Raw genomic sequence first — 12,430 nt, 5'->3', positions numbered from 1 at the left:
GACTGGATGAACTCCGCCGCCGCCGCCGCGCTGCCGTCCGACGTCCGCCTGATGAATGCGGTGTCGGCCCTGCTCGTGGCGGCCCTGCTGGCAACGGCGGCCTGGGCGGCCCTTCGCTGGGTGGTGGGCCTGCAGGTGTTCAACCTTCGTGCCGTGCAGGTCGAAGGCGACGTCAGCCGCAACAGCGTTGCATCGCTGCGTGCCAACGCACTCTCGCGTCTGCAAGGCTCCTTCCTCAGCATGAACCTGGCAGAAGGTCGCGCCGCCTTCGAGGCCGTGCCCTGGGTGAGGCATGCGCAACTCACACGCGTCTGGCCGATGCGGCTCAAGGTCACGCTCGAAGAGCACCGCGCCGCCGCCTATTGGGAGGCGCGTGCCGACGGGGCCGACTCGGCCACCGAGGCCGCAGCCGAGCGGGCGCTGGTCAACAGCTTCGGCGAGGTCTTCCACGCCAACCTCGGCGATGTCGAGGACGAGACCTTGCCCGTGCTGGCCGGCCCTTCGCATGCCGCCGACAGCATGCTGCGGATGTGGGGCGCCCTGTCGCCGGCCGCCCAGCGGCTGGGTGAAAGCATCGAGCGTCTGGATCTGTCGGGCCGCGGCTCCTGGCGCGCCACCTTCGGCAACGGCGCCGTCGTCGAACTCGGCCGCGGCAGCCAGGCCGATGTCGTCGAACGCTTTGGCCGCTTTGCCCAATCCATCCCGCAGGTCAGCGCGACCTACGGCAGCCCGCTGCTGTCGGCCGACCTGCGCCATGCCGACGGCTACGCGGTCAGGCTGCGCGGCGTGACGACAGAAATGCCGGGTAAACCCGTAAATAAGAAACGCTGAGGACGATATGGCCAAGGAATACAAGGATTTGGTCGTCGGGCTGGATATTGGGACCGCCAAGATCATGGCAGTCGTCGCCGAGGTTTTGCCGGGCGGGGATTTGCGCATCGCCGGGCTCGGCGTCGCGCCCTCCAACGGCCTCAAGCGCGGCGTGGTCGTCAATATCGACGCGACCGTGCAGTCCATCCAGCAGGCCTTGAAAGAGGCCGAAATGATGGCCGACTGCAAAATATCCCGGGTTTACACGGGGATCACGGGTAGCCATATCCGTGGCCAGAACTCCACCGGCATGGTCATCGTGCGGGACAAGGAGGTCACGCCGGTCGACGTGACGCGGGTCGTTGAAACCGCAAAGGCCATCAATATCCCCAACGACCAGCGCCTGCTGCTGGTCGAGCCGCAGGAATTTGTCATCGACGGCCACGAGGTGAAAGAGCCCATCGGCATGAGCGGGGGCCGGTTGGAGGTCAAGGTCCATATCGTGACCGGTGCCCAAAGTGCCGCCGAAAACATCGTCAAATGTGTGCGCCGCTGCGGCTTGGAGGTGGACCAGCTGGTTTTGAACCCGAGCGCCTCCAGCCATGCGGCGCTGACCGCCGACGAGCGCGACCTGGGCGTGGCCCTGGTGGATATCGGTGCCGGCACGACGGATGTGGCGATATTCACCGGCGGCTCCATCCGGCATACCGCCGTCATTCCGATCGCCGGCGACCTGATCACCAGCGATATCGCGATGGCCCTGCGCACGCCGACCAAGGACGCCGAGGAAATCAAGGTCGAGTACGGCGTGGCCAAGCAGCTGCTGGCCGACCCGTCCGACCAGGTGGAAGTGCCCGGCCTGGGAGACCGCAGCCCGCGGATGTTGTCCAAGCAGGCGCTGGCCGGCGTCATCGAGCCGCGCGTCGAGGAAATCTTTTCCCTGGTCCACCAGGTCATTCGCGACAGCGGATATGAGGAATTGCTGTCCTCCGGAATTGTGCTGACCGGCGGATCGGCGGTGATGCCCGGCATGGTCGAACTCGCGGAAGACATTTTCCTGAAACCCGTCCGGCGCGGTCTGCCAACCTATTCCGGCGCGTTGTCGGACATGGTGGCCAACCCGCGATCGGCCACCGTCATGGGTTTGCTCGAAGAAGCCAGGCTGTCGCGCAGCCGGGGTTTCAAGGCGGCGCAGCAGGCGGGCTCCGTGCAAACCCTGCTCGGCCGTATCAAGGACTGGTTCATGGGGAATTTTTGACCCCCTAAAAACCACGGTCGGCCTCGACTTGCCACGAAAAAGTTGTTTCAGCAACTAGTCATTCATTCAGTGCCACGGCACAATTGCACCAGTTAGGAGGTTTATATGCCCATCGAGATGATCGAAGAGTTTGACCAAGGCACCCAAATCAAGGTGATCGGGGTCGGTGGTGGCGGCGGTAACGCCGTGGATCACATGATCGCCCAGGGCGTTCAAGGGGTGGAATTCATCTGCGCCAATACCGATGCGCAGGCGCTCAACCGCTCCAAGGCCGACCAATTGCTGCAACTCGGCACGTCGGGCCTTGGCGCAGGTGCCAAACCCGAAATGGGCCGTTCGGCCGCCGAGGAAGCCGAATCTCGCATTCGTGAATCGATTGCCGGCGCCAATATGTTGTTCATCACTGCCGGCATGGGCGGAGGCACCGGCACGGGCGCTGCGCCGGTGATTGCGCGCGTCGCCAAGGAAATGGGCATCCTGACCGTCGGTGTCGTCACCAAGCCCTTCGAATTTGAAGGTGGCCGGCGCGCCAAGGCTGCCGACGCCGGCCTGGCCGAACTCGAAGCCAATGTCGACTCGCTGATCGTCGTGTTGAACGACAAGCTGCTTGACGTGCTGGGCGACGACGTCACCCAGGATCAGGCCTTCGCGCACGCCAATGACGTCCTGAAGAACGCCGTTGGCGGCATTTCGGACATCATCCACATCCCAGGGCTGGTCAACGTCGACTTCGAAGACGTCAAGACCGTGATGAGCGAACCGGGCAAGGCGATGATGGGCACGGCGCAAGCCGGCGGCCCGGACCGCGCCACCAAGGCCGCCGAGGCCGCCGTGGCCTGCCCGCTGCTGGAGGGCATCGACCTGTCCGGCGCACGTGGCGTGCTGGTGCTGATTGCCGCGAGCCGCGCCAACTTCAAGCTGAGCGAATCACGCAACGCGATGAACGCGATCAAGCGTTACGCCTCGGAAGAAGCCCACATCATCTATGGCACGGCCTATGACGAGAGCCTGGGTGACCAGCTGCGCGTGACCGTCATCGCCACCGGCCTGACCGCCGGCCGGGCCCGCCAGCAGGCGCCGCTGCAGGTCATCCAGACCCAGCCGGTGGTGCGCAATGGCACCGACGGCATGCCCGTGTTGACCCAGGCCGTTTCTATGGCTACGCCGAACGCGCAGCAGGCCAATGTCGGCCTGGGCCTGGGTGACTTTGCCAACGCCAATGTGCCGAGCGTCTGGCGCCATGGCCGGTCCGGCAGCGCCGCTGCCAAGGTGGAGGCGCTGTCGTCCAACGGCATGGACGAGATCGAGATCCCGGCCTTCCTGCGCAAGCAAGCGGACTGAGCACGGTCTCCATAGAGAAGGGCGGGCCAGACGGCTCGCCCTTTTTTGCTTGGCTCTTTGCGCGTCAGGTAGTGATGCCTCTACGTGACAGAGTCTGAAGTGCGGTTTGCTGTAGTCGCCTGCAAGTGACTCTCACAGAACGCATGGTCGGATCGCCGCGTTGAAGCGCTCTCAGCCAACGCACAAAGAGCTCTTGTTTTGTCGGGAGGCGCGGGCGCATGAAGCGCGCATCGCCGAGCAGGGCGACAGGGCCGCGCGCCAGTGCGAGCCCCGCCAGCACCGGCGCAACGAACCGCGCGGATGTTTGGTGGACAAGGTGGCCAGCGTCAGCAGCCAGGGGCGGGGAACGGCGCTCATCGCGGCCGCCCGGCGGCGACGAAGGCGACGCTGCGCGCGATGACGTCGGCATCCGCGAGCAGGCGACGGTGGCCCAGGCCGGCGGCCGTGTCGAGCAGCGAGCCGTCCCAAGCGGCGTGCAACGCCTGCGACGCCGCGAAAGGCACGGTGCGGTCCTCGGGATCGTGCACGATCAGGCCGGGATGGCGCAGGCCGTGCTGCAGCCGCTCCAGGTCGACGTAGGCCATGCGCGTTCCGATGAATCGTTCGACCCAGCCGGCGAACGCGGCGGCGTCTACAGGATCGAGACCGTGGGCCCTGGCGATGCCCTTGATCATGGGCGTCAGCGACGACGGCCCGGCGAGATGCACGCTGCGCCGGACCTGCCGCCCGTGGGCGAAGGCCAGCAGCGCTGCGGCCGAACCCATCGAATGGCCGATGACGGCGTGGACGTCGCCGATGGCCGACATCAGCGCCCGCAGCGCCCGGCCGGCGTGCACGACGCTGGATGCATGCCCCCCCGAATCTCCGTGAGCCGGCAGATCGAACAGCGTCACCGAGAAGCCTGCCTCGACCAGCGGCCGGGCGAAGCCGAGCAGGTGGGCGCCGCGGCTGTTCCAGCCGTGCACCAGGACGACGCGCGGGCCCGCACCCAGTGTCCAGCGCGCCAGCTTGATGCCCTCATGGCGCAAGGGCGGCTCTGCCACGCCGGCCAGCAGCGCGCGCTCGCTGGCGCTCAGCGCGATGCGCTCCGGCGCCGAGAAGGCATGGCGTGCGGCCGCCATGCGGCCGTTGACGTCGACCGCCGGCGAGGCGGCAAGGGCAGGGGACCCGACCATGGCATTCTGCTGTTGCGAAAGATCAGGCGGCGTAGGCCGGCGCCGACGTGGCCAGGCTCTGCTTGACGTGCCGGCTGAGTTCGTCGGCCAGCACTTCGAAGGCCCCGGCCTCGATGCCATCGAGCGCCAACCGGGCGACATCGGCGGGAGCGGACTTGGGCGCGTCCAGGCCGCGGGTCATGTCGGTGTCCATGTAGCCGACGTGCAGGCTGGTCACCTGCGTGCCCTGGGCTTTCAACTCGTTGCGCAGGCCGTTGCTCAGCGCCCAGGCCGCAGACTTGCTGGCGCTGTAGGGCGTCAGGCCGGGCAGCGTCAACCAGCTCAGCACCGACAGCACGTTCAGCACCGCGCCACCGCCGTTGGCCTGCAGCGTCGGCGCAAAGGCCTGGGTGAGCGCCCAGACGCCGAAGACGTTGGTCTCGAAGTGCCGGCGTGCCGTGGCGATCGCGTCGGCGGCGAGCACGCCCGCGCCCTGGGAGACGCCGGCGTTGTTGATCAGCAGCGTGACATCCGTGCACCGTGCGGCGGCCGCGGCGACCTGGGCCGCGTCGGTCACGTCGAGTGCCACCGGCACGACGCCGGGCAGGTCGATGCTGTCGGGGTCGCGCGCGGCGGCATAGACCTTGGCGGCACCCGCGGCGAGCGCGGCCTGGGCAAAGGCGCGGCCGAGGCCGCGATTGGCACCGGTGACGAAGACGACGGCGTTCTTGAGCTGCATGGTGTTTCCTTCACATCCGTGTATTCATGTCGACTGACATGATTGAGTTAAATGTCGTTCAACATATAAACTCCGTCAAGCCCATCTGCCAGAAACCCCAGGAGACCGCCATGAAGGTCAGCCGCGCCCAGGCCGAAGAGAACCGCGAACGCATCCTCGACAGCGCCGCCCAGTTGTTCCGTGAGCGCGGCTTTGACGGCATCGGTCTGAACGACCTGATGCAGGCCGCCGGCCTGACGCGCGGCGGCTTCTATGGCCATTTCGAGTCCAAGGAGGACCTCGCCGCCCAGGCCAGTCAGCGCGCGCTGGCGACCAACCGGGCGCAGTGGCAGCAGCAGGCCGAGCGCAACCTGTCGGCCTGGGTCAAGGCCTATCTGTCGGACGCGCATCGCGACCACATCGGCGCCGGTTGCGGCCTGGTGGCGCTTGCCGGCGATGCGGCGCGCGGCGGGCCGGCGGTGCAGCAGGTCTTCGCGGAAGGCGTCGAGAGCATGGCGGCGACGCTGGCCTCACAGATGCCCGGCGGCGATGCCGCCGAACGCCGCAGCCAGGCGCTGGCGATGCTGTCGACGCTGGTTGGCGCGCTGCTGCTGTCGCGTGCGGTGGGCGATGTGGCGCTGTCGCGGCAGCTGCGCGAGGCGGCGCGCAAGAGCCTGCCCGTGGCCGCCGGCTGAACGGTCGCCCCAGCGGATCGGGCGGTCACGCCGGAGTGGGGGGCGGCCACCCCCCTGTGGCATGCTCGCGCCCCATGTCAATCGCCAGAAGAATTCATCGGGATGCGTGAGTTGGGCCACACGCTGCGCAGTTGGCTGTTGTTGCTGCTGTTGGTGGCCTGTCTGCCCGCGCTGGCGCAACGCCTGCCCCAGCCCAGCACGCGCATTGCCGGTGACGATTCGGCGCCTGCGGAGCTGGCCACCAGCGCCTGGACGCGCGACCAGCTCGACACCTGGTGGGCGGCGCTGCGACAGCACACGGTGAGCGGCGGCGCCCATCTGGCGCTGCCCGCAGAGCTGCTCCCGCCTGCCGACGGCGCCGCCTGGCAGCCGGTGGCCATGCCCGACGTGCAGCCACGCCCCGGAGCTGCCATGGTCAGCAATGCGCGAGGCTACGAGATGCGCTGGTACCGCCTGCACGTGCCGCCCGGCCGCAAGGCGGCGATGGCCCTGTATATGCCCCGCCTGGTCACGTTGTCGGCCGCCGTGCTGGCGCGCTCGGACCAGGGCTGGCAGCTGCTGCTGGACAACCAGCATGCCGAGCGTGAGCAATGGGTGCAACCTATCTGGCTGCCGCTGCCGGGCGTGGGGGCACAGGGGCTGGACATCGTCGTCGCGCTGCCGGTACCGGCGGGCAGCTTCCACACCGTGTCGCGCATGTGGGTGGCGCCGCGCGACCAACTGGAGAAGCGCTGGCTTTGGCGCGTGCGCGCGCAAACCGGGCTGCCGCAGGCCGTCAGCCTGACGCTCGCCGTCCTCGGCCTGTTTGCGCTGACGCTCTGGGTGCGCCGGCCCGCCGAGGCCATCTACGGCCTGTTCGCACTCGGTGCGGCGGCCTGGCTGGTGCGCAACCTGCATTACTACGTCAGCCTGCCGGCGTCGGCGGTGGCGCAGGACTGGTTCTGGTGGGCCACGCATGCTTCGATGGGCTGGGTCATGCTGACGGCGCTGCTGTTCGCGCTGCGCTTCGCGAGCCGACGCATGCGCTGGCTGGAATGGGCGCTGATCGCCAGCGTGCTGGCCGTCAGCATGCTGAGCATGCCGCTGTGGCTGCGCCAGCTCGACATGGTCGTCCTGCAATATGCGGTGACGGCGGGCGTGGCGGCCATCGGCACGGCCTGGGTCGCCTGGCTGGCCTGGCGCGAGCGCCGCACCGAGCTGCGCGTCATGGCGCTGGCCTTGATCATCGGCGTGCTCATCGGCGCCCATGACCTGGCCGTGCTGGCGGGCTGGGCCTGGCCCGAGCATTTCTTCCTGATGCCGTTCGCGACGCTGATCGTCATGCTCAGCTTCCTGCATGCCGTGCAGCGCCGCTACGTCGGTGCCGTCGAGCAGGTCAAGGCCGAGAACAGCCAGCTGCAGGAGGACCTGGACGAACAGGTCTCGGTGCTGCATGCCCAGAATGCCCAGCTGCGCGAGGCCGAGCGTCAGCAGGCGCTGCTGCTGGAGCGCCAGCGCATCATGGCCGACATGCACGACGGCCTGGGCTCGTCGCTGCTGTCGGCGCTGGTGGCGATGGAGCAGGGCAGCATGTCGCACGAGCAATGCGTGGAGGTGCTGCGCGAATGCGTGGACGACCTGCGTCTGGTCATCGACTCGCTGGAACCGGTCGGCCACGACTTGGTGTCGCTGCTGGCGACGATGCGCTACCGCCTCGGCAAGCGCCTGCAGATTGGCGGCCTCAAGCTCGATTGGGATGTGCAGGACCTGCCGCCGCTGCCCTGGCTGGAGCCGCCCGACGCCCTGCATGTGCTGCGCCTGATGCAGGAGGCGCTGAACAACGTGCTCAAGCACGCCCAGGCCAGCCGCGTGCGCATGGTCACCCGCCACCACGACACCTATGTCGAGATCCGCGTCGAGGACGACGGGGCTGGCTTCGACCTGCAGACCATCCAGCACGGCCGCGGCCTGAAGAGCCAGATCAAGCGTGCTCAGCGCCTGGGCGGCAAGCTGCGCATCGACTCCAGCCCCGGCATGGGCACGCGGCTGTCGCTGCGATTGCCCGTGGAGCGAAAGGCCTAGGGTCTTCCCCGACAATCGCGCCCATGGTCAAGCAACGCACCCTGAAGTCGATCACGCGCGCTGTCGGCGTGGGCATCCACAGCGGCCAGAAGGTCGAGCTGACGCTGCGGCCCGCGCCGGTCGACACCGGCATCGTCTTCCGCCGTGTCGACCTTTGCCCGCCGGTGGATATCCCGGTCGGCGTCATGTCGGTCAGCGACACCCGCATGGCCACGACCATCAGCCCCGGCGGCGACCCGGGCGCGCCGAAGGTGCAGACCATCGAGCACCTGCTCTCCGCCTGCGCCGGGCTGGGGCTGGACAACCTCATCATCGACATCAACGCTGACGAGGTGCCCGTGCTGGACGGCTCGGCCGCCAGCTTCGTCTTCCTGCTGCAGTCCGCCGGCATCCTCATGCAGGACGCGCCCAAGCGCTTCCTGCGCGTGAAGAAGCGCGTCGAGGTCCGTCAGGGCGAGGGCAAAAAGCTGATGTGGGCCCGGCTGGAACCGCACCATGGCTACACGCTGAGCTTCGAGATCGAGTTCGACAACCCGGCCGTGGCGGCCACCGGCAGCCAGTTCGTGTTCGACATGGGCTCGGGCGCCTACAAGAAGGACATCGCCCGCGCCCGCACCTTCGGCATGACGGCCGACATCGACTTGATGCGCTCGCGTGGCCTGACCTTGGGCGGCTCGATGGACAACGCCATCGTCGTCGACGACTACAAGGTGCTCAATGCCGACGGCCTGCGCTACGACGACGAGTTCGTCAAGCACAAGATCCTTGACGCCATCGGCGACATGCAGGTCGCCGGCATGCCGCTGCTGGCTGCCTACACGTCCTTCAAGGGCGGCCATGCACTGAACAACAAGCTGCTGCGCGCGCTGCTGGCGGATGAGTCGGCCTATGAGGTCGTCAGCTTCGATGACGCGCGCGAGGCGCCCAAGGGCTTTGCCGAGCTGGCCCCGGCCTGGTAGCTCAGTGATGACGCCGAACCAGATTGACAAACTCGGCGAACGGTTGCGCGACACGGTCACTGAATCTGACTTGCGCGCGCTGGATGTTTATCGGAACTCCTTTGCACCAGCCAGCACGGAAGTGCTGAACGCCCTCCGCAAAGACTTCCAGCTGGAGTCCACCGCGCGGCCCGCCAAGTCCACGCGAGCCATCGTGGCGAAACTTCGCCGTGAAGGCACGCGGTTGTCCACAATGCAAGACATCGCAGGCTGCCGAGTCGTCGTTCCGACGCGCCGTTCACAACGGGCTCACGTCGAATTGCTCGTGGAGCGTTTTCCAGCGCACAAGCTGATCGACCGCCTTTCAAAGCCGAGTCATGGCTATCGCGCGCTCCACCTCGTGATAAAGCTGCAGGGCCGCTGGGTGGAGATCCAGGTCAGGACTGAATTGCAGCATCTGTGGGCGCAGCTTTGCGAATTGATTGCAGACCGCCGTGGCATAGAGATCAAGTACGGCGGCGGCAGCGCAAATGTGCGTCAGTGGCTGGACTGGCTCTCAGCGGCGGTCGACATCATCGAGCGGTACGAGGAAGATCCAACCGTCGGGCCAGTCCTCGGCCGACACGAAGTCCAGCTGTTGCCGGGTTTGCCGCCTACGCGCCTGGACCGCCAAGGCTTGAAGGACGTTCTGGAATCAATCGGCCCTTTGATTTGAACCACGCATGATTTACTTGATCGACTACGACTGGAAAGCGGAGCGGCTTGTTGGCATGGTGTCATTCGATGACACCTGCCGGCCAGCTGCGCAGGCCGCCCGCAGCGCGCTTGAGATTCAATTGCTGAAGGAAAAGCAGGAGCGCGAAGTGGTGCTTCTGGAGGCCTTGGACGAAGCCGGCCTGCGGCGTACGCATGCGCGCTACTTCAAGTCCCTGGAAGAAATGCTGGCGCAGGCTGCAAGCGCCTGATGCTGATCGCCCGCCTCGTCATCGGCCTGCTGCTGTTTTCGGCCGTGCTCTGCTTCGCGCTCTCCATCGCGACCGGGCAGCTGCGCTGGCGGCGGATGGGCATCGTCATCATGAAATGGACGCTGATCGCTGGCCTGGCCTTCTTCGCCGTGCTGATCCTGGAGCGGCTGGCGCTGCTGTTGTGATGGGCTTCACGCCTTGTCATGCCGCCCCCTCGGCTTGCGGGGATGGCAGCGCGAGCCGACGTGTTCAGAATGACTTCATGGTCGCTGATCGAAGTAGCGGCGGCCTAGCCCGGGTAGAGCAACAAAGCCTGGGCGCCACGCGCGGAGATGGCCGGGGGGCCGGGGAAGCGCAGTGGGTTTGACACAGAGAGATCGTTGGACGTGATTGGGCCGCCCCCGCCGGGGCGGCCCTCTTTTTTTGCGCCGACGCCGGATAGCTGGCGCTGCGGTGCGGCTCAGGCGCCCAGATAGCGACCGCGCAGGTGTGCTTCGAAGTGGGCGGGGTTCAGCGCCTCGCCGCTGGCCCGCTGCACGAGTTCGGGCGTCTCATGGCGGCTGGCCGCCTGCCAGACATGGGTGGACAGCCAGTCGAACACGCCGCCCAGCTCGCCGCGGGCGATCTGTTCGTCGAGCGCCGGTTGGCGGGCCCGCATGGTCGCGAACCATTGCGCCGCATACATCGCGCCCAGCGTGTAGCAGGGGAAGTAGCCGAACAGCCCGGCCGGCCAGTGCACGTCCTGCATCGGGCCGTCCTTGAAATTGCCGCGCGTGTCCAGGCCGAGCAGCTCGGCCATCTTCGCGTCCCACAGTGCCGGGATGTCGTCGACCTCGGCGTCGCCTTCGATCAGCGCCCGCTCGATATCGAAGCGCAGCAGGATGTGGGCAGGGTAGGTCACCTCGTCGGCGTCGACGCGGATCAAGCCGGGCTGCACGCGCGTCAGCAGCTTGTGCAGGTTGCCGGGCTCGAAGGCGGGCTGGTCACCGAAGTGCTTGACCAGCAACGGCGACAGCAGGCCGGCGAAGGCCGGGTGGCTGCCCAGTTGCATCTCGAAGGACAGGCTCTGGCTTTCATGGATACCCATGGAGCGCGCGCGGCCGATGGGCTGGCCGAGCAGCTCGCGGGGCAGGCCCTGCTCATAGCGACCGTGGCCGGTCTCGTGGATGGTGCCCATCAGGGCGGGCAGGAAGTTGTCTTCGCGGTAGCGCGTCGTCATGCGCACGTCCTCGGGGACGCCGCCGCAGAAGGGGTGGGTGCTCTCGTCCAGGCGGCCCGCGTCGAAGTCGAAGCCCAGTAGCTTCATTGCGTCCAGGCCCAGCGCCTTTTGCGCCGCAGCGGGGAAGGGACCAACCGGCTCGATGACGGTCTCGTTGGCCTGCCTGGCGATGACATCGCGGATGAGCCCCGGCAACCAGCTGCGCAGCGGTGCAAACGCACGTTCCACATCGGCGCTGCGCATGCCCGGCTCGTACATATCCAGCAGCGCGTCGTACTTGGACAGGCCCGCGCTTTGCGACAGCAGCTCGGCCTCCTGCCGCGCGATCTTCAGCACCTCGCGCAAGTTCGGTGCAAAGCCGGCCCAGTCGTTGGCCGGGCGCTGGCTGCGCCAGGCATGCTCGCAGCGGTTGTTGGCCAGGCTCTTGGCCTCCACCAGCGCCTGCGGAAGCGCATTGGCGGCGCGCCAGGCGCGGCGGATCTCGCGCAGGTTGGCGCGCTGCGTGTCGTCAAGCGACTCGGCAGCGGCGGTGTCCAGCAGGCCGGCCAGCGCCGGGTCGGTCGCCAGTTGATGCAACAGGCCGTCCATCTCGGCCAGGGCCAGGCTGCGCGCCTCGTTGCCCTTGGCCGGCATGTTGGCCGCCTGGTCCCATTGAGCGATGGCCTGCAGGTGCCCAAGGCGGTGCAGGCGTTGCTGGCGGGCGGCGAGGTCTTGGTAGGCGGTAGTGTTCATGAAATCCAGGTCTCGGGAATCAGCCAAATCAGGGCGACGGTATAGATCAAAAAGCGCAGGAACTTGCCCAGCGCCATCCAGCCCACGCAGGGCCAGAACGGCAGCTTGAGCCAGCCGGCCACGGCGCAGAGCGGGTCGCCGACGATGGGCAGCCAGCTCATCACGCAGGCCTTGGGGCCGAAGTGCTGCAGCCAGCGCATCGCGCGTGAATGCGAGGGCTCGCGGTGCTTGACGGCCTCGACCGCTTTCTCGACGCCATAGCCCATCCACCACGACACCGCGCCGCCCAGCGTATTGCCGACGGTGGCCACCGCGATGACCGCCCAGAACATGCCCGGGTCGGCCTTGACGACCAAGTAGACGGCCGGCTCCGAGCCCAGCGGCAGCAGCGTCGCCGACACGAAGCTGATGACGAAAACCGCGACCAGGCCGACCTGGGGCAGGGCCAGGGCGGCGAGCAAGCCGCTGATGAACTGCGAGAGCCAGACTTCCATCGCGGCATTGTCGATGCCGTCGGCTGGCTACAATCGCGCCTCATT

Annotated in this window: 13 protein-coding genes; 9 read left to right on the top strand and 4 right to left on the bottom strand. The window is 67.3% G+C overall.

Translation table 11 applies throughout. The features are described 5' to 3' along the window. The first annotated feature begins 6 nt into the window (after positions 1–6). From ACT6S0_RS06330 to ftsZ, 3 genes are all read left to right on the top strand, one after another. A complete protein-coding gene (locus ACT6S0_RS06330; protein ID WP_444763042.1) occupies positions 7–831 on the top strand; it encodes a cell division protein FtsQ/DivIB in 825 nt (274 codons plus the stop codon). Positions 832–838: 7 nt separating this feature from the next. Then, positions 839–2,068 carry a cell division protein FtsA gene (gene ftsA / locus ACT6S0_RS06325; RefSeq protein WP_444763041.1) on the top strand — a complete coding sequence of 410 codons (1,230 nt, stop codon included), beginning with the start codon at positions 839–841 and terminating at the stop codon, positions 2,066–2,068. Between the two features lie 105 nt (positions 2,069–2,173). After that, entirely contained in the window at positions 2,174–3,409 is a 1,236-nt protein-coding gene (gene ftsZ, locus ACT6S0_RS06320; protein WP_444763040.1) for a cell division protein FtsZ, read from the top strand. Positions 3,410–3,762: 353 nt separating this feature from the next. Here the strand turns inward: ftsZ and ACT6S0_RS06315 are convergent, their stop codons facing one another. Together ACT6S0_RS06315 and ACT6S0_RS06310 are read right to left on the bottom strand one after the other, a co-directional pair. Further along, positions 3,763–4,584 carry an alpha/beta hydrolase gene (locus tag ACT6S0_RS06315; protein WP_444763039.1) on the bottom strand — a complete coding sequence of 274 codons (822 nt, stop codon included), beginning with the start codon at positions 4,582–4,584 and terminating at the stop codon, positions 3,763–3,765. Between the two features lie 22 nt (positions 4,585–4,606). Next, positions 4,607–5,302, bottom strand: a complete 696-nt coding sequence (locus tag ACT6S0_RS06310) for an SDR family oxidoreductase (RefSeq protein ID WP_444763038.1) — start codon at positions 5,300–5,302, stop codon at positions 4,607–4,609. A 110-nt stretch (positions 5,303–5,412) separates the two neighbouring features. Here ACT6S0_RS06310 and ACT6S0_RS06305 point away from each other — a divergent pair, with 110 nt between their 5' ends. The 6 genes from ACT6S0_RS06305 to ACT6S0_RS06280 all read left to right on the top strand — a co-directional run bounded on the left by ACT6S0_RS06305 (position 5,413) and on the right by ACT6S0_RS06280 (position 10,125). Continuing rightward, positions 5,413–5,976, top strand: a complete 564-nt coding sequence (locus ACT6S0_RS06305; RefSeq protein WP_444763037.1) for a TetR/AcrR family transcriptional regulator — start codon at positions 5,413–5,415, stop codon at positions 5,974–5,976. A gap of 102 nt (positions 5,977–6,078) precedes the next feature. Beyond that, positions 6,079–8,037 (top strand): sensor histidine kinase, encoded by a 1,959-nt coding sequence (locus ACT6S0_RS06300; RefSeq protein WP_444763036.1) that lies wholly within the window; start codon positions 6,079–6,081, stop codon positions 8,035–8,037. A gap of 23 nt (positions 8,038–8,060) precedes the next feature. Beyond that, positions 8,061–8,996: a UDP-3-O-acyl-N-acetylglucosamine deacetylase gene (lpxC, locus tag ACT6S0_RS06295; protein ID WP_444763035.1), complete on the top strand. Its 936-nt coding sequence runs from the start codon at positions 8,061–8,063 to the stop codon at positions 8,994–8,996. A 7-nt stretch (positions 8,997–9,003) separates the two neighbouring features. After that, positions 9,004–9,690: a hypothetical protein gene (locus ACT6S0_RS06290; RefSeq protein ID WP_444763034.1), complete on the top strand. Its 687-nt coding sequence runs from the start codon at positions 9,004–9,006 to the stop codon at positions 9,688–9,690. A 16-nt stretch (positions 9,691–9,706) separates the two neighbouring features. After that, on the top strand, positions 9,707–9,940 hold the full coding sequence (locus ACT6S0_RS06285; RefSeq protein ID WP_444763033.1) for a hypothetical protein: 234 nt from the start codon (positions 9,707–9,709) through the stop codon (positions 9,938–9,940). Beyond that, positions 9,940–10,125, top strand: coding sequence for a hypothetical protein (locus tag ACT6S0_RS06280; protein WP_444763032.1), 186 nt, complete (start codon positions 9,940–9,942; stop codon positions 10,123–10,125). Before ACT6S0_RS06285 ends, ACT6S0_RS06280 begins: the two co-directional genes overlap by 1 nt. 275 nt (positions 10,126–10,400) lie before the next feature. Here ACT6S0_RS06280 and ACT6S0_RS06275 read toward each other — a convergent pair whose 3' ends face one another. Both ACT6S0_RS06275 and ACT6S0_RS06270 read right to left on the bottom strand, forming a co-directional pair. After that, complete coding sequence (locus tag ACT6S0_RS06275; protein WP_444763031.1) at positions 10,401–11,891, bottom strand: carboxypeptidase M32; 1,491 nt, start codon at positions 11,889–11,891, stop codon at positions 10,401–10,403. Further along, a complete protein-coding gene (locus ACT6S0_RS06270) occupies positions 11,888–12,385 on the bottom strand; it encodes a YqaA family protein (RefSeq protein ID WP_444763030.1) in 498 nt (165 codons plus the stop codon). The genes ACT6S0_RS06275 and ACT6S0_RS06270 overlap by 4 nt, the downstream gene beginning before the upstream one ends. Positions 12,386–12,430: the final 45 nt, after the last annotated feature.

The sequence above is a fragment of the Roseateles sp. genome (assembly GCF_052436255.1).
In the GTDB taxonomy this organism is placed as follows: domain Bacteria; phylum Pseudomonadota; class Gammaproteobacteria; order Burkholderiales; family Burkholderiaceae_C; genus Pelomonas.
The sequence above is the reverse complement of the archived record's forward strand: the minus strand, read 5'-3'. Positions and strand labels throughout refer to the sequence as shown.